Genomic DNA, 23,222 nt, shown 5'->3' with positions numbered 1-23,222 from the left:
GACTGTTTTCATAGTTTTGATGCCGTCTTCCTACGAAGACCATCTTCTATCTATCTGATCGCTTTCAAGCCACATCTCGCTTGTGAATCCAGCACTCTATATCGTATGAAACGTTGATAGAAGCGGTACCGACAGATGTACTAACTTTCATATAAATAGATTGATATTCAACCGAAGATGGCGCCCTTTGGGTCGAACGTACATATCGTTACGGTAGTCGCAACATAGAATAGAACAGTTCAATTTTCAAAGGAGGCAACCCATCAAATGAATTCGATCTATCTTGAAATGGAAGGTGTGCTTGATCAGCTCGAAGCGGCACTTCGGGAACACCGACCGCTGTCTCTTGTAAGAGTCGGTGATGGCGAGAATATCGTCATGTCTCAAGAAACCGTATGGCCCACGGAACAGGTACTTCAGGAGCGTTGGGCCAAGAAAGCCAACCTAGGGCAAAAGGGACTTCGTCTTCCCAACCCGAAACTACGGGATGAAGTCGCCGCTTCCTTGCAACGTGCCGATATCGTGGGCATTCTTCCTCGTGGTGACAGCACCATTAATGCTCCCGATTATCTCAAAAGACCCCTGACCGATATGGTATTTGCACACTTTGGCATCTCTCCTCCGATGACTTGTCATGCCTGTGTTAATCGGGAACTGGCGCAGAACCCGCGTTTCTGGCAGATGCTTGCAGGTAAGCGTGTGTTACTCGTTACTCGTGAGATTGAGGCACTGCGTGTCATGCTCGAACGTGATCCGTATAATCTGAACATTGTGACTGCCCTGCCCTTCGACAGCTATGATCAAATGGATGAAACGCTGCACTGGATTCAGAATAATCAACATACCTTCGATGTCGCTCTCTTCTCCTGTGGCGTCAACGCAGTTATCCTTGCGGAGCGAACAGCTGCACTTGCAGGCAAAGTGGCCATTGACTTTGGCAAAGCCAACAACATCATTCTGAAAGGCCGTGCCAACTGATCCTGGACAGTTTCAAACTTTAGTTTCGTGATTTGTATTGAAACGTGCAGTTGCTTGTACGGCAAAAACCCCCGACTTCTTGAGCCGGGGGTTTCTTGCTGAGCGCTAGTCGAAACCTATCGTTGCATTGTCTTGCGTATCTGGGGTATGAAGCGAACTCTGCCGTCAACAGAAGTGATGACGAAGCACTCTGCCTGTTATATTTCGCCTTTCACTACTAACCGGTGGCTGCAATACCGTATAACATCTCCGGCCCGGTTCTTACTGCTGTGGACACCCCCGAGATGAACGAAGTATACACACTTTCCAATGCTGGTGGTGCAGACAGATCCTGAGCTGTGAACGAATGGAATTCGGCACCTCCGTTCTGTCCAATCGTACCTTCAGCACGGTAGATGATATAGAAAGGATCATATAAAAAACCCCGCACAAGCTCCACAACAAAGGTATCTCCCAGTTCTCCCGTAACACCTACTGTCCCGTTCAACGTAATAATGGGATTCACCACACCCTGCGTCTGTAGACCAATGGTGCCAAAAGCTGTCGGGGATTCTGACAGTGACAAACCGGGCTGTCCTACGGTTGCCGAGTTCATCGAAGTTCTCATATCGAGAAACACGCCCATGATAACACCTCCAATGCTATGGGATACCCTATCCTATGAATCTCACTACTCTTATGATTGGATGTATAACAGATTGCATGAACCTATTTTTATTTGTCGACTGTTAATGGTATATTGAACTGCATAACGAAAATGAACGGATCGTATGCACACAAGCGGTACAGGCTGTTCAGAAGGAGATTACTATTCATGAATAAACGCAAACGTCCAACCAGCAAGACATCGGCCTCGGCCAAGGGGAAATCTTATGCAGGTTCATCTTCAGCACGTTCCGGCAAGTCCAACTTCTCATCTGCCAAAACATCAGGTGCTTCCGCATCACGCAATACGGAGGAGAATAAGAAGCCAATAACCGCGAAATCATCGGGTGCACCCAAGAAAGCTGGAGGCAACAAACCCAAAAATGCCAGCGCATCCAAACGACCAGGCAATTCCTACTATCGCAAGCAGGAACCACCACGCCAGTACAAAGTGACCGAACCGGATGAACTGTTGAACTTCCTGTTGCAGCATTTGAAATCAGGACGGAACGCAGTGAAGTCCATTCTGGGTCGTGGACAGGTATCCGTGGATCAGAAGGTTGTAACCAAGTTTAATGAAGCGCTGACGCCAGGTCAGATTGTCTACATTCGAAAAGAAGGTGCAGTCGCTGCTCCATCCTTGACGGGAATTAACATTTTGCATGAAGACGATGATATCATTGTGATCCGCAAGGAAGCTGGACTATTGTCCATTGCCGCTGACAAGACAGATGACCTGACGGCTTATCGCCAACTGACAGAGCATGTGCGCCGCACCAATCCGCTCAACCGGATCTTTGTTGTCCATCGTCTGGATCGGGATACATCGGGTGTGATGATGTTTGCCAAAAGTGAAGAGGTGCAGCAGAAGCTGCAAAACAACTGGAAAGAAAATGTGCAGGACCGCGTCTACGTTGCCCTTGTTGAAGGTTCGGTAGCCAAAGAAGAAGGCACCATCTCTTCCTGGTTGAAGGAAACCAAAACGCTGAAAATGTATTCCAGCTCTCGTCCGAATGATGGACAACATGCCATCACACATTACAAACGTCTGAAATCGAACCGTGAGTTCTCCTTGCTGGAAGTGCGTCTGGAGACAGGGCGTAAAAATCAGATTCGTGTGCATATGGAAGATCTCGGACATCCGATCGCCGGTGACAGAAAATACGGCGCACGCACAAGAGACCTTGGCCGTCTCGGACTTCATGCACGTATACTCTCGTTTATCCATCCCACAACGGATGAGTTAATGTCATTTGAAACGGATATTCCGAAGCCATTCCTGTATCCGTTCCGTGCAGAAACTCCACCTACGAAATAACTGCACCTCTAATGTGTGCATATATAGAAAATTCACTGATCGATTGATCATGCCTGAAAGGAGGAACGGACACTGAAAAACCTGTTAATCACCGGTTACCGGGCACATGAATTGCAGATTTTTGGACAAAAGCATGAAGGTATTCCTTTTATCAAAAAAGCCATCTCCTCCCGTCTTACTTCCCTTGTCGAAGATGGTCTGGAATGGGTGCTGACGCCTGGACAATACGGTGTGGACCTGTGGGCCTGCGAAGTGGTGATTGATCTGAAGAAGACGTATCCACATCTGAAACTGTCGATCATCACTGCCTTTCAGAACCCGGAGGAGCAATGGAAAGAAGACAAGCAGGAGTATTACCGTTCCATCCTCTCGGGTGTGGACTATTACGGTGCGATTAGCAATCAACCTTATATCGGGCCGTGGCAGTTCACTGCACGGGATGACCTGTTGCTGCGTAAAAGCGACGGTCTTCTGCTCGTATATGACGAAGATGCCGGTGAAGGCAGTCCCCGTTTTGTGAAGGAAAAAGCCGTGAAGAAACAGCAGAACGAGGACTATACAATCATCAGTGTCACTTCAGAGGATATTCAATCTGTAGCTGAGGATGAGCGCATGAACGATATTGCGGACTTCGACGATTCTTCATTCTGAAAAAATGTAGATCATCTGAAGTCCTTTCATGCATAGCTGTGATCAGAGGAAAATCGTATTTCGAATGACGTACATATGTTTTTTTTCGAGGCAGGTTGGGTATAAGTAGTATTATAACTGCGATGATATGTCGTATGGGATAAGGGGAACTGCAACCATGACAATTACGCCAGAGCAGCGCATTCAACTGCATGGATTTAACAACCTGACCAAGTCGCTCAGCTTTAATATGTACGACATTTGTTATACCAAAACCAAAGACGAACGCGAAGCTTACATTGAATATATTGATGAACAGTATAACGCCGCCCGGCTGAGTAAAATTCTGAACAACGTCTCCGACATCATCGGAGCCCACGTGCTGAATGTCGCCCAGCAGGATTACGTGCCTCAAGGTGCGAGTGTTACGATGCTTGTCTCGGAAGGTCCAATCGTGGAGATCCCCGAAGAATCACTCGATGAATCTCCCGGCCCTCTGCCCGATAACGTTGTCATGCAGCTGGATAAAAGCCATATCACTGTGCACACCTACCCTGAATTTCATCCTAGTGAAGGTATCAGTACCTTCCGTGCGGACATCGATGTCTCCACCTGCGGTGAGATCTCACCGCTTAAGGCGCTGAATTATCTGATCCACTCCTTTGATACGGACATTATGACGATGGATTACAGGGTGCGTGGTTTTACGCGGGATACGAGCGGACGCAAGCTGTTCATTGACCATGAGATCGGCTCGATTCAGAATTATATTCCGGATGAGATCAAGAGCAGCTTTGACATGATTGACGTGAACGTCTATCAGGAGAATATTTTTCATACCAAATGTAAACTGAGGGAATTCGATCTCGACAATTATCTGTTTGGGTACACCAAGGATAAGCTCAGCAAGAAGGAACAACAGGAGATTACAGAATGGCTGAAGCTGGAGATGGACGAGATCTATTACGGCAAAAATATTAATCGTCCCTCTTAAAGAGGTTGTTCAACGCTGATCCATGAGGGCAAAATCTAAGACAAGATTTCATGAAGGCAGGGTTCTTCTTTTCGGGGGACCTCCGGCATGTGCTTGTCTTTTTCTTTGTTATGTTGACAGTGTGCAACTTTATTTCTTATTATAGAAGTAACTGTACAATCTACAGTGAAGGAGACTGAGCCCGTGATCGAAACGAATACGACAAGACGTAACGAATCACTGTTACAAGCGCTTACTGCACAGCATAATGCCATTACCAACAACATAGCCAATGCAGACACGCCTAACTACAAAAAGAAAACGGTAGAGTTTCAGGAAGAGCTGAGACGTATCGTTGAAAATGACAAAACAGATCAGCTCGCCATGAAGCGGACTCATGACAAACACTTTCCTATCAGTGATCCCAATTCTTCGATCGTACAGTACCGAATTGTCGAAAACAACGAAACAGCCATGAACAATAACAACAATAACGTTGACATTGACAAGGAAATGGCGAATCTTTCGGAGAATCAGCTCATGTATAACTACATGGTTGATCGGGTCAGTGGACATTACAAAAAAATGAAGAATTTATTGAATGATCTGAAATAATGAATGTACAAGCAGCCCGAAACGGCTGCTTTTTTTGTTGTTTTTCCCTGAGTGTAGCTCGTTTGGTGCCATTTTTCGGTATCCTCTCCTGTTCGTAGTATAATGGGGAGAAACGATTGATTTCATATCGAATAAAAGAGGTGCAACATGTCTCCACGTCATTTAAATGGTTTTCAAGGTTCCAAAGTCAGATTAGCGGCCCCATGCCCGGAAGATTGCATGCGTCTCTCCCGCTTCACAGATGATTATGAATATTTGCGCAACATGGATACCGATATCGCGATCCCGTTAACGCCGGATGAAACGGGTTCTTCGTCTGTCCGCCGAGACAACGGATTTGAATTTGCATTACGTACACTGGAGGGTAACCGATTCATTGGGTTCACAGCCCTCTACCGAATTGAATGGAACAATCGGTCGGCTCGTCTGGCCATTGGTATCGGCGAAGAAAATGATCGAGGTAAAGGTTACGGAAGCGACGCTCTGGCTCTGATTCTTCGATATGGATTCCACGAATTGAACCTGAACCGGATTGCGCTGGAAGTCATTGAATACAATGAAGCCGCGAGACGTGCGTACCTAAAAGCCGGATTCCGGGAAGAGGGTCGCCAGCGTTCAGCAGTTTTGCGGGATGGCATGCATTACGACCTGATCTCAATGAGTATCCTTGCTGAAGAATGGTCCGCACAGGCTGGGCTTCCCTTGTCATTCCAGTCTACTCGTACTCCTGAATCTGGGGATATGGTAGCGGGTGGTTTTTCACAACGTAATGGGAACGAACAAGCTACGCTGTCAATGTCGGAATTAAGTTCTGTTCCAAAAGGTGAATCTGAAATTTCACCTCGCATCGGCGTAGGTGCGGTCATCCTGAATGAACGGGGCGAAGTGCTTCTCGCCTGGCGGAATCGTCAGCCCGAGCAGCACACCTGGAGTATTCCTGGCGGGAAAGTAGATCCCTATGAATCACTGGAGACTGCCGTCATCCGTGAAATCAAGGAGGAAGTGAATCTGGATATCGCCATCGACAGTCTGCTCTGCACGGCGGAGACGATCCAGCCACAACAGAAGGAACATTGGATATCCGTGCTCTATTCCACCAAGGTGATTGGCGGCCATGCTCGTAATCTGGAAGAAGGCGGAGCCATCGGTGAGATCGGCTGGTTCCCGTTGAATGATCTGCCCTCTCCACTCGCCTGCTTTGCCGTACCGGGGCTGGAAGCTGTGAAGAAGTTGTTTAATGAATCCCTGTAAATTCTAATATCTCATCAGATGGAGGTATTCCTTTATGAATCATGCAGAACAGATGAATCAACTATTTCAGGCTGCACAGTCTGGAGATGTGGCCAACCTGCAATTATTGCTCGCTTCTCACCCAGAACTCACCAATACTGAAAATCAGGATGGGTTAACTCCGCTGGGATATGCCTCTCATTATGGACAAGCAGGAGTAGTTCGTCTTCTTCTGGAGCATGGAGCGGATGTTAACGCCCTTTCTCATTCCAAGATTTCCTTTATTCCGTCCAATACTGCACTGCATGCCGCACTTGCCGGAGAACGTTCACCAGAAGTTATCCAACTTTTACTCGAACATGGGGCATCCACGAATATTCTGGACAGCGATGGACAATATGCGTTGCACTCGGCAGCATTTCATACGGATCAGATCGAACTTATCGAGATGTTACTTCAGCATGGAGCTGATCCAAACGCGCTAAACTCAGCAGGCCAGACCGCACTAGAGATTTCACTTGAAAGTGGTAACACGTCTACAGCTTCATGTCTGCGAGCAGCCGTTACAGCGCATCAGCAATAATGATTAGATAACGTGAGTAATACGCGAATAACCGTCAGGACTCTTTTTGGAGTACAAAGAGAAAGGTCTGACGGTTATTTGTTGTCCGATTACATACCTCTATCGGTGAGAGGCTATATAAGTTGAGCTAAGAATATTTACACTTGCCACTCCGATGACAGAACAACCTTCCGATCGCTGTTATCCCCAGATTTTTTTAATTCACTTTTACAAAGGTGAAAATCTGGCGATAAAGGCGAAGTGTATGCTTCCGAAGGAGCTTTCTTTCAGAAAGCTTTTAGCTCCGCTTCTTCACGTTATTTCTGTCCTCTACGTTCTCATGTAAATACTTCGTTCAACCTCTATAGAAATCCCGATACATTATATTTTTTCCAGGGAGTAAGAACCGTTTGATGCCTTACACGGTCTAATACTCAACATATCCATGAAAGGAGGAGCCATGTGACCCCTACTCAGCTCACCATCGCCGCACAAAAAGGGGATGCCGAGGCTTTTGCAGCCTTAATGGAATTACATCAGAGCCAACTGTACCGTATCGCCTATGCCTACCTGCATAACGAAGGTGATGCGCTCGAAGCGATTCAGGAATCAACGTTCAGGGCGTTCCGTAAACTCAAAAAATTAAAAGAACCATCCTACTTTGGCACTTGGCTCATCCGCATTCTGCTCAACTACTGTGCGGACGAACGCAAACGCAAAAGTCGGTTCAGTCCCGTCACCGAGATTCATGAATCCAGCAGCTGGGATCGTCCTGCGGACCCCGATCTTGCTGCGGCCGTATCCACCCTTGACCGGGATTGCAAACAGATTATTATCCTGAGTTATTTCGAAGGTTTCTCCTTAACTGAAGTTGCCGATATTCTCGAAATCCCGACCGGAACCGTAAAATCCCGATTACATCGGGCACTCGGACAGCTCCGTGATCAACTTGAAACGAAGGGAGATGTATCCTCATGACGGATGAACAAAACTCATTCGACACATTGGAAGAACGTCTGAATGCTCGAAAGACGGAATACGAAACCATGCCTGTGCCCGATTCTGCCGCCTATCAGGCTGTGCAGTCCGGAATCCGCCAGGCTGCCCGTAAGCGAAAGTCCCGGCTGCGCTGGTACATGAGTTCCATCTCGGCAGCGGCCTTCATCCTGCTGTTTACCGGATGTATCCGTGTCTCTCCCGCTTTTGCATCCTTCGTGGAGCAATTGCCCGGAATGGAGGGCATTGTGAGTATGATTCGCCAGGACAAAGGATTAATGATGGCCATCGATAAGTCCCTCTTACAGCAGGTCGGTGTCACCGACGAGCATGATGGTACTTCCTTGACCGTTGAAGGCATTATCACAGACGAGTCACGTATGGTTATTTTTTACACGATGAAAGGTATGAAAGATCCCGAGAAATTCAACTATGACATTGATTTGCTGGATGAGAACGGTAAAGACCTTCCTGTTGCATTTAGTTACGCTTATCCAACGCCTTCTCCAGACGAGAATGTGTATGAGAATATGATAGACGTGATCTTCACGGATGGAACCTCTCCTCCTGAAGAGCTGAGCGTCGTGTTTAAGTCCAGAGATACAACGAGTGCAGAAAAGTGGAAAATAACGTTCCCGGTAGACAAGAATCTTACCAAAGGTATGAAAAAAGTTATTCCCGTCAATCAGACGTTAACGGTGGATGGGCAGCGTATTGATGTGAAACAGGCTACTCTGTATCCAACCCGTCTTGTACTTGATGTGAATTTTGATCCAAATAATACCAAAAAGGTATTTGGCCTCAGCGATCTTCAACTGGTCGACGAACAAGGTCGCGCGTGGAGAACAGATACCTCGACAGGTGGAGATGAACGCTCCATTTACTTCGAAAGCATGTACTTCTCCATACCGAAAAAGCTGACCTTGCAGGGATCTGGCTTCTCGGGATTGGATAAAAAGGATCTGGATCTTTCCCTTGATCTGAAGTCACGCCAGATTAAAGGTGGCCCTCCTGGATTGAAGATGCTTGGCAGCAAGGTTGAAGGCAAAAATCTAATTATCGACTTTTCTGTTGCTGGTAGTATGAACGGCGGGTACGTTCTAGCTTTCAATAATGTTACAGACAGTGCAGGGAAATCATATGAAGTTCCTGGCTCCAGTTGGAGTAGTGGAGAGGGAACGGATGACAGTCATACGATCGTTTCCTCTACTGTCGAAAATGGAGCCAAGATGCAGGGGAAAATCCAAATGCACATTTCCACCTATCCAATGAAAGTGAAGTCCCCATTCTCGTTGGATATTCCTGTGAATCCTTAATCTAAACTCAACAAGCTTTCAATAATCGGATTAATCTATATAATGGAAATATTCATGAAGATGAGCAATGTTCACAAGAAAGGGTGTTTCCACAATGAATAATCGTTCTATCCGTTATCCGCAACCACTCGCTCCGGGAAATACCATAGGTGTGGCAGCCCCCTCCAGCGGTGTAGGCGAATCCCTATACCATTATCTTGAGGAGAGCAAACGCAATATGGAGCGCCTTGGTTTTGACGTGCTGGAAAGCCCATCGCTCCGCCACAACATCAAATGTGTGAGTGCCTCCAAAGAGGAACGCGCTGCAGAGATGAATGAATTTTTCCACAATCCAAATATTCAAGCTATTATCCCTCCATGGGGCGGGGAATTTCTGATGGATATCCTCCCCCTGCTGGATTGGGAAGCTTTGAGAACATTACCGCCCAAATGGGTCATGGGATATTCGGATATAAGTACGTTCCTGTTCGCCTATACCCTGATCACCGGAACAGCATCAGCACATGGCACCAACTATGTTGATCTAAGATCAAACGCCCTCGATCCCGTGACTGCGCGCTGGATTGATGTGTTACAGACCAAATACGGCGGACAGATCACACAATCGTCTTCTACACATTATCAATCGGCATGGAAACCGGAATCTCCTGGATTTAACCTGGATACACCTTCGCGCTGGAAACAGCTCGGCCACTCGGAAGATGCAGACACCGCTGTGTCGTTCTCCGGTCGGCTGATCGGTGGCTGTATGGATACGATCACTAGTCTGATTGGTACGCCGTATGCACCCGTCCAATCGTATTTGGATCAGTACTGTGCAGATGAAGGAACGATCTGGTATCTGGAAAGCTGTGAAATGAATGCGGGGGATATCTACCGTCATCTGTGGCAGATGAGACAGGCCGGCTGGTTTGCTGGTGTGAAAGGTTTCATGTTTGGCCGACCTGCGGGTTATTCCGATACAGCGGATTTTAATTTCACCGATGCCCTATCCTCTGCACTTGGGGGTCTGGATGTCCCTGTACTGTACGATGTGGATCTCGGCCATGTTCCACCCCAGCTCACCTTTGTGAATGGAGCATTAGGCAAAGTCGCTTATGAAAATGGACGCGGGAGCCTTGAGATGGCGTTTGTGTAATCACCTTTTATAGGCAGATGCATACCTTGAAGTAAGAACTTATTTTGAGGAAGGGTTGTGCATCATGTCTGAATCCACATCCACGCCATCCACACGTGTCGTGTATCAAGCCAATCAACCGATGCTTCAATCCGTGCAAAGTGTGCGGAATATGCTTCATCATACAGCCCGGCAGCATGTAGGCAAGAAGGTACAAGTCCAGAATATCGATGGGCAAGTGTGGGAAGGTGTCATCATCAGTGCAGACCGGGGAATTTTGTATCTCCAGGTTACCCCGATGCATGGATATCCTGAACCGCGCGCCTTGTTTGGACCAACGATTTTGCCGCTTGTGCTGTATGAATTGTTGGTTATCACACTGTTGATGTAGTGGTATTGTACTTCTATATCCTAACCTGTTCCAAGAAGCTTCGCTCCTGAGATCTTCAAGTCTTGGGAACGAGGCTTTTTTATCGTCTTGGCGATGGTGCGGTATGATTCCTTGCGAGCGTGTGAAATATGATACAATGGTGTCGCACCACCCCATATCTCATATGAAACGGAGCTTGATCCGGTTGGAATACATACGTCATGATTCATCACCCGTATCACAAGCCGAGACGGGTATGATTGGCAGCAATCCTACTGAACAATCACGCGTGATTGCAATCTGTCTGCTCGCAGGCAAAATCATGCTGCAAAGCGGTGGTGAAACCTACCGTGTGGAAGATACGATGAAACGTATGGCAGCTGCGCTGGGCTTACCCCATTCGCACAGTTACGTTGTTCCGACAGGCATCTTCTTCTCTGTTGATGCAACCGAACCTGCCAAGCTCATTCGTATCTCCGAGCGTACGACGGATCTGGACAAGGTGTCCGAGGTGAATGCCGTCTCCCGTCGCATCGGACAAGGTGAGCTATCCGCTCAGGAAGCCCATGATCTGTTGATACAGATCGAAGGAAAGCCCTCCTCCTATTCAACGGCTGTGCAGCTTACGGCCGCAGCGTTATCCAGTGGTTGTTTTACCATCATGTTTGGCGGAGGCTGGAGCGACTTTCTTCCGGCGCTAATCTGCGGGGGTATAGGTTATGCAGCCGTTATTGCCTTTCACCGGTTGGTGCGGGTCAAATTCTTTGCCGAGCTTACGGCATCCTTTGTTATTGGCTTACTCGCTTTTCTCCTGATCTATATGGGAGTAGGTCATGAACGGGACAAAATCATTATTGGTTCGGTTATGCCGCTGGTTCCGGGGCTGCTGATTACCAATGCTGTACGCGACCTGATGGCCGGACATCTCGTCTCCGGATTATCCAAGGGAGCCGAGGCATTTCTGACTGCTTTTGCTATAGGTACAGGCATTGCAGTTGTATTTTCACTTTTTATGTAAGACGGAGGAATGCAGGATATGCTCCATTTTATTGAACAAGCCTTGACCAGTTTTGTCGCTTCAGCCGCGTTTGGGATCATCTTCAACGCACCACGGCGCATGCTGCTCCACGGTGGATTTGTCGGCATGATCGGCTGGATTATCTATATCGTGCTTGAATATGCAGCGGATGCGGTTCCTGCTACACTTGCAGCGACCATAGCCGTAGGTGTCATCAGCCAGGTATTCTCTCGCATGTTTCGCGCACCCGTTATCATCTTTAGCGTCGCAGGCATCATCCCTCTGGTTCCTGGTGGACTGGCGTATAATGCGATGCGAAGTTTTGTGCAAAATGACTACAGTGCCGCTATGGAGATGGCCGCCAAGGCACTCATGTTATCCGGCGCTATTGCCGTAGGCCTCGTGTTGTCCGAGGTATTAAACCAGATGATACGCCGAATTCCCGCCTCACTTCGGGCAAAATCATCATCGAAATAATCGTTCTTTTCACATATTCAACACACGTAAGGCCCGTTAGCATACAGGATAAAATCTTGTATACCTACGGGCCTTACGTATCGCTTTTTATAGAGCATTATAGAGCAGCAGATCAATCAATATTCTATTTACTTCACAAACGTATTTTTCACACGTACCGACCTTAGAAAATACGGGATAAAGATACAACATGTCAGAATGGATCGTATCGTCAAATTAAATGCTGATGTTGGATCGAGCACATGTTGCTCTCTCGGAATCTCAATTCGTGCGATCAAGATCCATGTCACGATTCCAATCAATACATTTGCAATGTACAGAATAATCATCATGCGCGGAAATTGCCTTTTTTTCTTATACAGCAGTACGAGATTCACGATAACAATTATTAGTAAAATGACGCTGCTTATGACCCCGAACCAAAGGAGCGGGCGTATCCCTTCAGTATAAAGTTCCGGATCAACACCACGGACACCCTCCCATCTCACCGGATCCATAATGACATTTACCTGCGACATATCCGCAATAAGAAGCACCAGTGTGACCCACAGGCCAATCTGAATTAATATAAGCCATCCGCCTAATCCGGAGATGCCAGGCCGTTCCGGTCTAATACCACTTTTAGGCTGCAGCGAGCTTGTATCCAGTTCCGAGTTCCTATATTTATAGTTCATTTCAGCCTCCGTTTACGATAGATAAGACACATATTATACATTAGAAGCTATATTCTGTGTTATCCAAGAGAAGGAAAGAACCATCTGGACTAAGGTCTCTCTCTTGCATTCTATTGGGTAGCACGTCTCATCACTGTTGCGAACAACTCCGCTGCAACACCACTTCCTGACCTCATATAATGTTCTTCATCCGTATGATCAAATCCCATCCAGACCGCCGCAGTCCAGCTGCTCGTATAGCCCACAAACCACAAATCCCGATTGGCCTCTCTTCCCACACCAGGTAATGCAGCCTGTGTTGTTCCCGTTTTCCCTGCTACCTTGTGCTGACCGAGTTGTGCCCGGCTTCCTGTTCCCTGACTGACTACATTTTGCAGCATTCTGGTCATGGCATTCGCCGTACTGGAGGACATTACCTGCTTATTTTCCGACTTATGAGCAAATATTGTCCGTCCTTGTGAATCTGTAATCTCGCGTATCAGATGGGCTGTATTCAATTTGCCATGATTCGCAAACACCGTATAGGCCTGCGCCATCTTCATTGGCGACACTCCCTGATGCACACCTCCCAAGGCAATTGAGAGGTTTAGATCTTCTTTCCCCAGTTCAATACCGAGTCGTGCCGCAAATTGATGTGCATCGTTCAGTCCTGTCTCATGAAGCAGCCATACGGCTGGGGCATTGATAGACTTTTGCAAGGCTTGGGACATGGCTATTGAACCACTGTAACGCCCACCGAGATTGGAAGGTTGATAGCTTCCATATTGCATGCGTTTATCCAGTAGTATACTCTCAGGCTTGAACTTCCCCGACTCCAACGCAGGGCCATATGCAATAATCGGTTTAAAAGATGAACCTGGCTGCCTTGCATCCATAATCGCCCGGTTGATGCCCCCTTTTAAAGGATTACGTCCACCCATCATCGCTTTCACTTCACCGTTGTGCTGGTCGATAATAACCATACTTGCCTGGACCTGCTCGTCTTGGCGATCATCGGGGAATCGGGTAGCGTCTGCAAATGTTTCTTCCATCGCCAGTTGTGCCTGTTCGTCTAGCCCAGTTTGAATAACCCAACCTGCCGATTGAATCTCTGCTTCACTTTTACCTGTGAGCCGAGAAGCCTCCTGAATCACAGCATCCACGGCAGACACATATGCGGGCTCGCTCAAGCCCGGTGAAGTTGTTGCATTCAATACGGTTTCAGGCGGCGTGAAATCGACATCACGGGCTTGGAGCATCTGCTTTCGTGTAATTAGTCCCTGTTCATGCATTAGTCCAAGGATAACGGCACGTCTTTGTTTGGAAAGTTCAGGATAATCTACTGGATTGTATATGGATGGACCTTTAGGCATTCCAGCTAATGTAGCAATCTGCCATAGTTTCAATTGGTGCATATCCTTAATTCCGAAATACCGCCAGGCTGCCGCTTTTACACCATACTGCTGGCGTCCCATGTAGATCTGATTCAGATACATTCCCAGAATTTCATCCTTGCTATACTTCTTCTCCAGGGCCATCGCAATCGATATCTCATTCACCTTTCGACTCAACGTTTTATCCCCATTCAAATACAGATTTCTTGCCAGTTGCTGCGTAATGGAGCTTCCTCCCTGACTCAGATTCATATGTAAGATGTCTTGCATAATGGCTCTGCCAAGTCCGATGAAATCCAGTCCATCATGGTTGTAGAAACGTCGATCTTCTGTAGCCAAAAAAGCCATCTTTAATAAATCTGGCATAGCGTTCAGTTCAGCATATTCGGAATACCCTTTGGTCTGCGTATGCAACCTCGAAATTTCGGTCCCCTCTGCATTCGTAATAATGGTTGAAGAGGCCACCTGCATGGCCTCTGGACGATTGCGAAGCATTCCTTCGCCATAAGTAATCAGATAGAGATAGAAAAGGGTCAATATCAAAACTACAACCACTGCGGCATCAAAAACGTAATACATCCATCGCTTGCTCACGTGTTTCAACATTCAGGCTCCTTGTGTACCCGTTCAATTGAAACTTCGTGTTCCTGTCTATCTCGTTGTGTAATCTCCAGAGCATGATGAAGCAGCAATGTCTGTTCATACGCCAACTTGACCCAATGCTGAACTTCCATCTCGTCCTGACACCGCCCTTGGATAATCTCATCCAGAGAAGATTGAATACCGTAGAGAGTAAGTTTTATCGGTAGGTCAACCTGTGTAGAAATAGTTTGAGTGTTCTCCTTGTCTTCTTCATTATGTTGCTGAAGGCCGGGTTGCTCATACAGGAGAAACGTAATTACATTCAGATTGGCAGCAATTTGTCGTAGTTCACCACCACTTAGAACATCAATTCTTCCAGGATTGTGGCCCAATGCAAGTTCGGCTGTTCCGCGTGCAAGTTGACTGAGATCTTCCGCAATCTTCTGGGATCGAATCCAGAAAAAGATCGCAAACATGGCTCCTCCAATGAAGATAAAGAGCGGCTTTGTTCCGATATGGTTGATTCCCCAGTTCATCATACGCGTTATCCATGCTGCATCTGGAAGGATGTGATTGTGGGCAAACCGTAGCACGTGATAAACGACAAAAAGGAGCGCTGCGCTCAGTAACGCGCTTGCTCCTCCAATGTATATGTATCTTAGTCTTACTGTACTAAATTGAGACTTCATATTCGGTATCCTCCTCTATACAATAATATGGTAATAGAGGTAGAATACCGAATATTTCTTAATGAGATAGTGGCTAACTTCTTACCAAATTCTTAATTTTTATTCCTCTGAGTAATTACTTGGTGAAGCAGCGGTTACAGGGAAACGGGTAACAAAATCCGTTCTGCCATTTTCATTGTAAGCAACGATACTTCCTCGATGTAATTCAATCATCGATTTGGCAATCGCCAGGCCGAGACCGGTACCTCCCGTATCGCGGGAACGGGATTTATCTACCCGATAGAATCGATCAAATAGATGTGGCAGATCTTGTGCCGGAATCGGATCACCATAATTACTGATGCGGACTACAGCCTCTTTACCTTCAAGGGCCAGCCCAATCTCCATTCGTTTACCTTGCGAACCATACCGAATGGCATTGCTGAACAGATTCTCATATGCTCTTACAAGCTCCCCCGGAGCAGCCTGTATCCATAGTGGGTCTTGCCCGCCGATGATCTTGTAGGTCATGCCAGCATCCTCCAGCATGGGAGTAAACTCTTCAGCCAGCTGCATCAGAAACGAATTCAGGTTCAACGCTTGCAGAGATAACGGAAGGCTCCCGCCACTCACACGCGTATATTCGAACAAGTCATCAATTAACTTGCGAAGGGTCAAGGATTTCTCATAGGCAATGCTAACGTAATAGCGCATCTCAATCTCATCTTGGTAGCGATCCTTCTCGATGTACTCCAGAAATCCCAGAATAGAAGTGAGTGGTGTTCTCAGATCATGTGATATCCCCGTAATCAGATCGTTTTTGGCAGCAACTGCATTACGCTCTTCCTGAAGCGATAACTGCAATTGTTCAGCCATCTGATTAATGCTTGCAGCAACGACTCCGAATTCATCCGAGGTTTTCACTTCGATGCGATGGGATAACTCTCCTTTGGCAACCTCCTGAATCCCCGCCGTAATTTCATCCAGGACCCGCATCACCTTGCGTGAGAACAGGAAAAAAAACAGCACAAAACCAAGCACGCCTACCACAATCATCAAAGGCACCGAACCGATATTATTCACCAACCACCTGATCCCTTGGGCTGGAATGGAATAATCCGGATACGTCTGAGCTTCCAGGATGGTCTGCCCCACCTTACTACCCCCATACAAAATAACTGCAGTTAATATACCGCTCAGCAGAAATGCATAGATAAATTTCCATCGGACTGTATTAATCAACTTTGAATTCATAGTAGGAACTCCCTGAATGTGTTCATGTTACACGACATCCTGTGAATGTACATGTTTATTGCGGTTTGATCATCTTATAACCAACACCCCATACGGTCTGAATAAACTTGGGGTGTTTGCTGTCGAGTTCAATCTTCTCACGAATCTTGCGAATATGTACCATGACTGTATTATTCGACTCCATGAATTCTTCTTTCCAGACTTGACGATAGATCTGTTCCATACTAAGTACTGAACCTTGGTGACGAGCCAGTAATTCAAGAACAGCAAATTCACGCGGAGTCAGACGAACCGGCTGCTCATCCACCCAAACTTCATGTGTATCGGTATTTATGACCAGATCATCAATAACCCACTCGTGCTCTTTGTTCTCCCGACCTTCATTGAAGGTATGATACCTGCGCAGCTGGGATTTCGCCCGTGCGACAAGTTCAAGCGGGTTAAACGGCTTGGTCACATAATCATCGGCACCGATGCTTAGCCCTGTGATTTTATCCATATCCATACTTTTGGCGGACAGCATAATAATCGGCATTTTCTGCTCTTCCCGAATTTTCATACAAGCTTCGATTCCGTCCATATTTGGCATCATGACATCCAGAATAATGAGATCGATCGACTCTTTTTTCAATTGTTCCAGTGCTTCAAGCCCATCATTCGCGGTGAGAATCCGATAACCCTCGTTGCCAAAATAAATTTCCATCAGTTTAATAATCTCCTGCTCATCATCCACAAGCAGAATGGTTGCTGGCTGTGCCACGGCATTATTCCTTTCCCTTCCATAATTCCTTACCTGTTCAAAGTATACCACCGAGGGATGAAACTGCGAAAATCATCGTGATCTTCACGGACACGCTCGATCTTGGCCATCATCTCAAGCGTCTCTTCAGGCTTCACCTGCTGAATCCACACCACAGAAGACACCAGCGCCATAGCCGTATACAGTGAATACAATCTCCAGAATAACTCATCCGGTTCATTGCCATCGAAATAGCCTTGAATTTGACCTATGGAATATGGAATACTGATCTCCGAAGCAAACAAACCCAGCTTCAAAAATTCATGAATGGGATCACCTTGATCATAACGATTAAAATCAATCACTCCTACGAGTTTATCCTGCTTAACGACAAGATTGCTCGGGTGAAAGTCATCATGCTGAAATCCATCTGGACGATTTTTCATCCAACCGAGATGGTCTGCAATAAACGTTAGAATAACATGATCCTCTTTCATCACAATAGGGCACTGTTTATAGCGCTCCACGTAACGTTGATGCTTGGTGCTCTTGCGTATGTACCATGATTCGATCTGTTCCTCCATCGGCAACTGGTGAATCAGCTGTAGCTGCGCTCCTGCTTCCAAACCAACCGCCCACTGCTGCTGTTCATTCAGCTGAGGCAATCTCTCAGAAGCATCTTCGCCTTCAATGTAGCTAAGAATCATATATCCGTTCTTCTCATCCAATCTACCTGTGCCCAACGTTGCTGGACACAGTACACCTAATTGTTGCATGCTCTGCAAATATTGATATTCCCTTTGCTTCATCCATTCCTCAGCAATATCATACACCCTCACCAGCACATGGCCTTGACCAGGGACAAACATTTTGAATTTAGTATCTGCTGAATAACCCTTCATAACAGGTTCAATCCGCGTGGCCTGACCAAGTTCAGGAATCTGTTTTAACCTGTCAATCAACGTATTGTCCATCGATGCATTCCATGTATCGTGTTGTTCCACGTCCCGAATCCTCCGTTATTTCACGTATGGCGTGTAGTATCGTCGGTCTATTCCCACTTTAACCCATGATATTTCCTATAACATGCTTATATGTATTCTATCCGTTTCTATTTAAAAAGTACTGATTCGGGTTCTTTGCCCGTCAGGGTCAGCATCGTATACAATTGTCCTCTGTGATGATATACATGCCCCATAATCTCAAGTAACCACTCCAGCCGACTATAGGAAGCTCCCCAGTACGAATCCGTCACATGTAATAACTCTTCCGTGTTAAACTGCCTGTACCGTTGGTATAGATACATCTGGTTATCAATCAGAGCCTGCTTGATCTCACCGAGCGAATGCACCTGATTCTCTGCATAGAATTGAGCCATCTCTTCCTCCGATGCACCTTCGGAAATATAAACATCCGCTCGGCAGATCACAGAAAGATGGGCTAGTAATTCTCCAACAGGTCGTTTACCTTCAATTGGAGTCAAAGCCAAGTCTTCTTCCGACAGCTGATCACATATATCGATTAAAGATGTTACAGCCACGTCAATATGTTTAAACGCAGATTGAATCAACAGTTACACTTCCTTTTTATCCCATTATACAGAACATATGATCGGTTATCAACCAAGATATCCCTCCTTAATATATACCCCAAATCTATATAAATTGAACAAAACATTTACACAAAACGGAGAAGACAGAAAGGACCTGAAGAAGCGGAGCTACAAGCTTTCTGCAGGAAAGCTACTTCGAAAGCATACACTTCGCCTACAAGCTTTCTGCAAGAAAGCTACATCGGAAGCATACGCTATCCCCGGATTTCCCCTTTATAAGAGGAATCAAAAAAATCTGGGGATAACAGCGATCGGAAGGTTGTTCTGTCATCGGAGTGTGCAGTGTAAATATTCTTTAGTTCAATTTATATAACAATCTACGAACAAAAAAAGTCCTTCCTCCTTCATATAGACGGGATTCAGGACATTTTGTTGCCTATTTGTTTTCAAATCTTTGCTCAACTTGAGTATAACGAACAATACGTTTGCTCGAATCGTCCAGCCTCCAAGTCAGACTTGCGAATGAAAAATTGCAGTTCCCCGCAATCCCACCATTGGAAACCAATAGCATCATGTGTATCTATCTTCAACAGCAGTAGCGTATCGGATAGTTCCTGCCATGTCCGATCCTCATCACCGCCGTAATGTTTGGTCAGCTTCTTCTCACACTCCTGCTCATTATAATCGTACTCTTCTCCCAGTGCGATCTGTAACAAGGCACGATGCTCGGCATCCGGATGCTGCCCGTCAGGATATCCAAACATACCACCCCAATTCAGCGTACTTGGATGATTCCAACTCGACTCGAATTCAAGGTAACGGTCATACAGACTCACTTCCGCTTCGGCCTCATCGGTCTCAAGCAGAGAAGGCGAGAGCTCATTCAGCGCGTTGGCGTCAATATATGCATATGTAGGAAACTCAAGATTAGGCAGCACAGTCACCGAATGTGCAACAAACGGTGCTCCATCCAGCGCGGTATCACCTTCAGGCTCTCGCCTTATGAGGTTATGAGAACTTGGCTCAAAAATCACACGATGTTCAATGGGACAAGCAGATTCATCCTTGCCAACGAAAAAGTATAACATTCCACGTTCAGGCAAAGTCCCGCGCCCATCATTCGGCGTATACGGCGACAAATCCACCAGGTTCAGTTGGGCCAGGAAAGTCATTGGAACTCCTTCTTGTGTTACGGGCCATTCCATGCGACTTGGCAAATCCGGATGTCCACCCACACGTGAGTTTCCTGTTCTGCGATATTCGTCCAGTGTGGATACATCGAGGCGAATTCCCCAGCGGCTTGAGGACAACAGCAGATCAGCAGCAACTCCCAAACCATATTCCTCAAGTGTTTTACGGGCTTTTCTGGTCAGACGTTCACATTGTTCTGGCTTAATCATATAGATCCTCCCCTTTTGACAATACACCTATGCTGAGACATATTCAGGTTCACACCTGTATATTCTTCCGCCCGGACGTCTTTCCCTGCTTCTAGCAAAAAAAGAGACTGACATCCCCTGTCAGTCTACTTCTTTATCCTATATTCCATTTAACGATTTGGATCAGAAGACTTTTCCTGGTAAGCACGCATATGCTCCTCACCGTCCAGGAATTCATGGGCCTGATGGGCTGCCATCACACCATGATAACTGATATCCAGACCCAGATCTTCCTCTTCTTCTGTCGAACGTACAGGCACAATTTTGCCAATCAACTTCAGCCCGATCCAGGTCATGGCGAATCCCCAGATGACCAAGGCTGTAAGGCCAAGTGCCTGAACACCCAGCAACCTCCAGCCGCCGCCCATAAATAATCCACCATCCGTGGCAAACAGACCTACAGCAATCGTGCCCCACATTCCTGATGCGGCATGCACCGGGAAAGCACCAACCGGATCATCAATCTGTCGACGGTCCAGCCAGTTAGTGGCAGCCATCATCAACAAGCCGGATACTGCCCCAATGAATATCGCTGCTACATCGCCAACAAAAGCACAGCCTGCCGTAATACCGACCAGTCCTGCAAGCGAACCGTTAATGACCGAGGGTGCATCTGAACGATTGAAGCGGAATAACGTATACAGTAGCGTAACTGCACCACCCGAAGCCGCAGATAACATCGTGACAATCGCAATGTGACCAATTCTTACATCTGTCGCGCTGAGTGTACTACCCGCATTGAAGCCAAACCAGCCGAACCATAACAGAAATGCACCTACAGATGCCAGTGGCAGATTGCTCGGGAGTGCAATGGCACTTACGCCAAGTGGCGTGTACTTCCCTTTACGCGGGCCGATGATAATCGCAGCCGCCAATGCCGAGAATCCGCCGAGTGCATGGATGACAGCCGAACCGGCAAAGTCCTGCATCCCCAGCTGACTAAGCCAGCCGCCGCCCCATGCCCAGTGTCCACCAATCGGATAGATGATTGCCGTCATCAATATGATATACAAAAGATAAGCACGGAAGTTGATCCGCTCGGCTACCGCTCCCGAAACGATGGAAATAACGGCAATGGTAAAGGCCGCCTGGAACAACCAGAATGTCTCCAGAGATACCGGCACGTCCAGGTGAGACAAATCCCCATTCAGGAAAAATCCCGTTACTCCCGCAAAACCGCCAACGTCCGAACCATACATCAGTCCAAAACCGATCGCATAGAACAGTAACGTCCCAATCGTAATGTCAGCAAATACCTTCATAATAATGTTCACACTATTTTTATAACGCACAAAGCCAGCCTCGAGCAGGGCGAATCCACCCTCCATCAATAAAATCATCGCTGCACTCAGTACGACCCAGACCGTATCAATCCCGGTGCTTAACGTCTCCAAAGTCATGCTTGTACATCCTCCGTTTCACTAAGCTGTCTGAGCTCACGGATTGTATCGGGCGCAAGCTCAATCTCGTCCCGCTCAATGCTGTCCGGATGCTTAATTCGTTCTGAGATCTGATCTAATTCACGTATGCGTCTGCGAATCTGTTCCATCTTGCGAAAACGTTCCTTCACCTGCACCATATACTCCACCGCCTGATGATGGGATGCGGGGCGGCCCGCGAACCATTTGCGTACGGGCGACAACGATTGATAAGCGATCTCTTCCGCTCGACGCTTTTGTTCGAACTGTTCGATCTTCTGCTTGAGCGTTTGGATCTCATTTTCTTTTTTGACCTTCAGCCGTTCGATAAGGTACAATAAATCGGACGATGATATTTGCAATGCTGTATGGTGATACACCTCGTCGATTACTAACATATCATGTCAGGACTCCTTACATATCAAGTTACTTGTACCGATTATAGTTTGCCGGGGTCAGCCCGTCAATCTTTTTTTGGACTTGGGATGGATTTAAATGAACCGTTCATGGAGAACGGCTTTTTTTATTTGCCACGAATTACATCTAACAAAGGATAATGTTGCCCAGGTTCGCATTCACTCTTTCCATTCTCAATGCTTATAGAATAAGCATCCACATTTGGGGTAATGAACATACACAGACTACCCGCATCATAGAACCTGTATATAAGGAGAGGATTCCACAATGTTTACTCGTAATGACAGTATACGCAACCAAATCTGGGAAGCAGTCTCTGGACTCGAAGAAGAACAATTGAACCGAAAACCTTCACCCCAACAATGGAGTATTATGCAAGTACTACGACATCTGAATCTGATGGAAAATGTTATTGGAAAACAAGCCCGCCTGGCCCTCGAGAAGGAACAGACGGTGTCTGTGGACAAAAAACCATATGAATTATCGTTGGACCGCAGCCGCTCCGTCGAGGCACCACCCCATCTTCAGCCTCCAGCAGCGCCTGAAGCACTTGCAGACGTACGCAGTGATCTGGACGAATCTCACCAAGCGTTAAACAACTTTGCATTGGATCATGATCCTGACCTGTTGCGTAGCAAGTCCTTTCCTCATCCCGTATTTGGTGAGATGGATCTTACCCAATGGATTGACTTTACAAGTTATCATGAGGAACGTCATCTGGGACAGATTCAAGAGATTAAAAAGCAGCTTGGCGTGTAAGCACAACCTACACTTTCACATAGCATAGAATATAGTCGAACGACAAAAAAACCTCCAATCCTATTAATTTAGGTTGGAGGTTTTCAGTGTTCTTATGTTACG

Annotated in this window: 25 protein-coding genes and 1 pseudogene; 15 read left to right on the top strand and 11 right to left on the bottom strand. The window is 46.7% G+C overall.

The window, feature by feature from the left end; all coding sequences use genetic code 11:
- The first annotated feature begins 267 nt into the window (after window positions 1–267).
- A complete protein-coding gene (locus tag AC1DE7_RS00970) occupies window positions 268–978 on the top strand; it encodes a GT-D fold domain-containing glycosyltransferase (protein ID WP_100527935.1) in 711 nt (236 codons plus the stop codon).
- Window positions 979–1,195: 217 nt separating this feature from the next.
- Here the strand turns inward: AC1DE7_RS00970 and AC1DE7_RS00965 are convergent, their stop codons facing one another.
- On the bottom strand, window positions 1,196–1,603 hold the full coding sequence (locus AC1DE7_RS00965) for a hypothetical protein (protein ID WP_036610660.1): 408 nt from the start codon (window positions 1,601–1,603) through the stop codon (window positions 1,196–1,198).
- A 189-nt stretch (window positions 1,604–1,792) separates the two neighbouring features.
- Between AC1DE7_RS00965 and AC1DE7_RS00960 the strand changes: the two genes are divergently transcribed.
- From AC1DE7_RS00960 to AC1DE7_RS00900, 13 genes and pseudogenes are all read left to right on the top strand, one after another.
- Window positions 1,793–2,941: an RluA family pseudouridine synthase gene (locus AC1DE7_RS00960; protein ID WP_477533558.1), complete on the top strand. Its 1,149-nt coding sequence runs from the start codon at window positions 1,793–1,795 to the stop codon at window positions 2,939–2,941.
- A 72-nt stretch (window positions 2,942–3,013) separates the two neighbouring features.
- A complete protein-coding gene (locus AC1DE7_RS00955; protein WP_338708914.1) occupies window positions 3,014–3,592 on the top strand; it encodes an SLOG family protein in 579 nt (192 codons plus the stop codon).
- A 157-nt stretch (window positions 3,593–3,749) separates the two neighbouring features.
- On the top strand, window positions 3,750–4,565 hold the full coding sequence (speD, locus tag AC1DE7_RS00950) for an adenosylmethionine decarboxylase (RefSeq protein ID WP_036610662.1): 816 nt from the start codon (window positions 3,750–3,752) through the stop codon (window positions 4,563–4,565).
- A gap of 183 nt (window positions 4,566–4,748) precedes the next feature.
- A complete protein-coding gene (gene flgB, locus AC1DE7_RS00945; RefSeq protein ID WP_477533557.1) occupies window positions 4,749–5,159 on the top strand; it encodes a flagellar basal body rod protein FlgB in 411 nt (136 codons plus the stop codon).
- A 147-nt stretch (window positions 5,160–5,306) separates the two neighbouring features.
- Window positions 5,307–5,795, top strand: a pseudogene (locus AC1DE7_RS00940) (GNAT family N-acetyltransferase); the annotation flags it as partial.
- A gap of 159 nt (window positions 5,796–5,954) precedes the next feature.
- Complete coding sequence (locus tag AC1DE7_RS00935) at window positions 5,955–6,410, top strand: NUDIX domain-containing protein (protein ID WP_477533883.1); 456 nt, start codon at window positions 5,955–5,957, stop codon at window positions 6,408–6,410.
- Window positions 6,411–6,444: 34 nt separating this feature from the next.
- Complete coding sequence (locus AC1DE7_RS00930; RefSeq protein WP_477533556.1) at window positions 6,445–6,972, top strand: ankyrin repeat domain-containing protein; 528 nt, start codon at window positions 6,445–6,447, stop codon at window positions 6,970–6,972.
- Window positions 6,973–7,413: 441 nt separating this feature from the next.
- A complete protein-coding gene (locus AC1DE7_RS00925; RefSeq protein WP_076327227.1) occupies window positions 7,414–7,929 on the top strand; it encodes a sigma-70 family RNA polymerase sigma factor in 516 nt (171 codons plus the stop codon).
- Entirely contained in the window at window positions 7,926–9,263 is a 1,338-nt protein-coding gene (locus AC1DE7_RS00920) for a DUF4179 domain-containing protein (RefSeq protein WP_127544105.1), read from the top strand. Before AC1DE7_RS00925 ends, AC1DE7_RS00920 begins: the two co-directional genes overlap by 4 nt.
- 94 nt (window positions 9,264–9,357) lie before the next feature.
- The gene (locus tag AC1DE7_RS00915) at window positions 9,358–10,401 is read left to right on the top strand and encodes a S66 family peptidase (protein WP_477533555.1); all 1,044 of its coding nucleotides are present in this window, start codon (window positions 9,358–9,360) and stop codon (window positions 10,399–10,401) included.
- A 64-nt stretch (window positions 10,402–10,465) separates the two neighbouring features.
- Entirely contained in the window at window positions 10,466–10,771 is a 306-nt protein-coding gene (locus tag AC1DE7_RS00910; RefSeq protein ID WP_047842070.1) for a hypothetical protein, read from the top strand.
- Between the two features lie 235 nt (window positions 10,772–11,006).
- Window positions 11,007–11,768: a threonine/serine exporter family protein gene (locus AC1DE7_RS00905; protein ID WP_036669533.1), complete on the top strand. Its 762-nt coding sequence runs from the start codon at window positions 11,007–11,009 to the stop codon at window positions 11,766–11,768.
- An 18-nt stretch (window positions 11,769–11,786) separates the two neighbouring features.
- A complete protein-coding gene (locus tag AC1DE7_RS00900; protein WP_036610676.1) occupies window positions 11,787–12,245 on the top strand; it encodes a threonine/serine exporter family protein in 459 nt (152 codons plus the stop codon).
- Window positions 12,246–12,373: 128 nt separating this feature from the next.
- Here the strand turns inward: AC1DE7_RS00900 and AC1DE7_RS00895 are convergent, their stop codons facing one another.
- The 10 genes from AC1DE7_RS00895 to AC1DE7_RS00850 form a co-directional block, all read right to left on the bottom strand.
- Complete coding sequence (locus tag AC1DE7_RS00895; RefSeq protein ID WP_477533554.1) at window positions 12,374–12,919, bottom strand: DUF2569 domain-containing protein; 546 nt, start codon at window positions 12,917–12,919, stop codon at window positions 12,374–12,376.
- A gap of 110 nt (window positions 12,920–13,029) precedes the next feature.
- Window positions 13,030–14,898 (bottom strand): transglycosylase domain-containing protein, encoded by a 1,869-nt coding sequence (locus AC1DE7_RS00890; RefSeq protein ID WP_477533553.1) that lies wholly within the window; start codon window positions 14,896–14,898, stop codon window positions 13,030–13,032.
- On the bottom strand, window positions 14,892–15,563 hold the full coding sequence (locus AC1DE7_RS00885; RefSeq protein WP_477533552.1) for a HAMP domain-containing protein: 672 nt from the start codon (window positions 15,561–15,563) through the stop codon (window positions 14,892–14,894). The genes AC1DE7_RS00890 and AC1DE7_RS00885 overlap by 7 nt, the downstream gene beginning before the upstream one ends.
- A gap of 99 nt (window positions 15,564–15,662) precedes the next feature.
- Entirely contained in the window at window positions 15,663–16,796 is a 1,134-nt protein-coding gene (locus AC1DE7_RS00880; protein ID WP_477533551.1) for a sensor histidine kinase, read from the bottom strand.
- 55 nt (window positions 16,797–16,851) lie between these two features.
- Window positions 16,852–17,556, bottom strand: a complete 705-nt coding sequence (locus tag AC1DE7_RS00875) for a response regulator transcription factor (protein WP_026081203.1) — start codon at window positions 17,554–17,556, stop codon at window positions 16,852–16,854.
- 29 nt (window positions 17,557–17,585) lie between these two features.
- Window positions 17,586–18,539: an aminoglycoside phosphotransferase family protein gene (locus AC1DE7_RS00870; RefSeq protein WP_143781382.1), complete on the bottom strand. Its 954-nt coding sequence runs from the start codon at window positions 18,537–18,539 to the stop codon at window positions 17,586–17,588.
- A gap of 107 nt (window positions 18,540–18,646) precedes the next feature.
- Window positions 18,647–19,105 carry a DinB family protein gene (locus tag AC1DE7_RS00865; protein WP_051449640.1) on the bottom strand — a complete coding sequence of 153 codons (459 nt, stop codon included), beginning with the start codon at window positions 19,103–19,105 and terminating at the stop codon, window positions 18,647–18,649.
- A gap of 440 nt (window positions 19,106–19,545) precedes the next feature.
- Window positions 19,546–20,487, bottom strand: a complete 942-nt coding sequence (locus AC1DE7_RS00860; RefSeq protein WP_036669159.1) for a DUF1963 domain-containing protein — start codon at window positions 20,485–20,487, stop codon at window positions 19,546–19,548.
- 149 nt (window positions 20,488–20,636) lie between these two features.
- Window positions 20,637–21,926, bottom strand: a complete 1,290-nt coding sequence (locus AC1DE7_RS00855) for an ammonium transporter (RefSeq protein ID WP_036610695.1) — start codon at window positions 21,924–21,926, stop codon at window positions 20,637–20,639.
- Window positions 21,923–22,342, bottom strand: a complete 420-nt coding sequence (locus AC1DE7_RS00850; protein ID WP_076251604.1) for a hypothetical protein — start codon at window positions 22,340–22,342, stop codon at window positions 21,923–21,925. The genes AC1DE7_RS00855 and AC1DE7_RS00850 overlap by 4 nt, the downstream gene beginning before the upstream one ends.
- Window positions 22,343–22,628: 286 nt before the next feature.
- Here AC1DE7_RS00850 and AC1DE7_RS00845 point away from each other — a divergent pair, with 286 nt between their 5' ends.
- Window positions 22,629–23,120: a DinB family protein gene (locus tag AC1DE7_RS00845; protein WP_477533550.1), complete on the top strand. Its 492-nt coding sequence runs from the start codon at window positions 22,629–22,631 to the stop codon at window positions 23,118–23,120.
- Window positions 23,121–23,222 lie beyond the last annotated feature (102 nt).

The sequence above is a fragment of the Paenibacillus sp. 10L310 genome, assembly GCF_056395745.1.
The sequence above is the reverse complement of the archived record's forward strand: the minus strand, read 5'-3'. Positions and strand labels throughout refer to the sequence as shown.

Bases quoted from the DNA above. Each gene is read 5' to 3' on its own strand.
- AC1DE7_RS00890 (WP_477533553.1), bottom strand. From the start codon at position 14,898: ATGTTGAAACACGTGAGCAAGCGATGGATGTATTACGTTTTTGATGCC.
- AC1DE7_RS00845 (WP_477533550.1), top strand. From the start codon at position 22,629: ATGTTTACTCGTAATGACAGTATACGCAACCAAATCTGGGAAGCAGTC.
- AC1DE7_RS00915 (WP_477533555.1), top strand. From the start codon at position 9,358: ATGAATAATCGTTCTATCCGTTATCCGCAACCACTCGCTCCGGGAAAT.
- AC1DE7_RS00850 (WP_076251604.1), bottom strand. From the start codon at position 22,342: ATGTTAGTAATCGACGAGGTGTATCACCATACAGCATTGCAAATATCA.
- AC1DE7_RS00910 (WP_047842070.1), top strand. From the start codon at position 10,466: ATGTCTGAATCCACATCCACGCCATCCACACGTGTCGTGTATCAAGCC.
- AC1DE7_RS00965 (WP_036610660.1), bottom strand. From the start codon at position 1,603: ATGGGCGTGTTTCTCGATATGAGAACTTCGATGAACTCGGCAACCGTA.
- AC1DE7_RS00935 (WP_477533883.1), top strand. From the start codon at position 5,955: ATGTCGGAATTAAGTTCTGTTCCAAAAGGTGAATCTGAAATTTCACCT.
- AC1DE7_RS00930 (WP_477533556.1), top strand. From the start codon at position 6,445: ATGAATCATGCAGAACAGATGAATCAACTATTTCAGGCTGCACAGTCT.
- AC1DE7_RS00880 (WP_477533551.1), bottom strand. From the start codon at position 16,796: ATGAATTCAAAGTTGATTAATACAGTCCGATGGAAATTTATCTATGCA.
- AC1DE7_RS00900 (WP_036610676.1), top strand. From the start codon at position 11,787: ATGCTCCATTTTATTGAACAAGCCTTGACCAGTTTTGTCGCTTCAGCC.
- AC1DE7_RS00960 (WP_477533558.1), top strand. From the start codon at position 1,793: ATGAATAAACGCAAACGTCCAACCAGCAAGACATCGGCCTCGGCCAAG.
- AC1DE7_RS00920 (WP_127544105.1), top strand. From the start codon at position 7,926: ATGACGGATGAACAAAACTCATTCGACACATTGGAAGAACGTCTGAAT.
- speD (WP_036610662.1), top strand. From the start codon at position 3,750: ATGACAATTACGCCAGAGCAGCGCATTCAACTGCATGGATTTAACAAC.
- AC1DE7_RS00860 (WP_036669159.1), bottom strand. From the start codon at position 20,487: ATGATTAAGCCAGAACAATGTGAACGTCTGACCAGAAAAGCCCGTAAA.
- AC1DE7_RS00905 (WP_036669533.1), top strand. From the start codon at position 11,007: ATGATTGGCAGCAATCCTACTGAACAATCACGCGTGATTGCAATCTGT.
- AC1DE7_RS00895 (WP_477533554.1), bottom strand. From the start codon at position 12,919: ATGAACTATAAATATAGGAACTCGGAACTGGATACAAGCTCGCTGCAG.
- AC1DE7_RS00855 (WP_036610695.1), bottom strand. From the start codon at position 21,926: ATGACTTTGGAGACGTTAAGCACCGGGATTGATACGGTCTGGGTCGTA.
- AC1DE7_RS00970 (WP_100527935.1), top strand. From the start codon at position 268: ATGAATTCGATCTATCTTGAAATGGAAGGTGTGCTTGATCAGCTCGAA.
- AC1DE7_RS00885 (WP_477533552.1), bottom strand. From the start codon at position 15,563: ATGAAGTCTCAATTTAGTACAGTAAGACTAAGATACATATACATTGGA.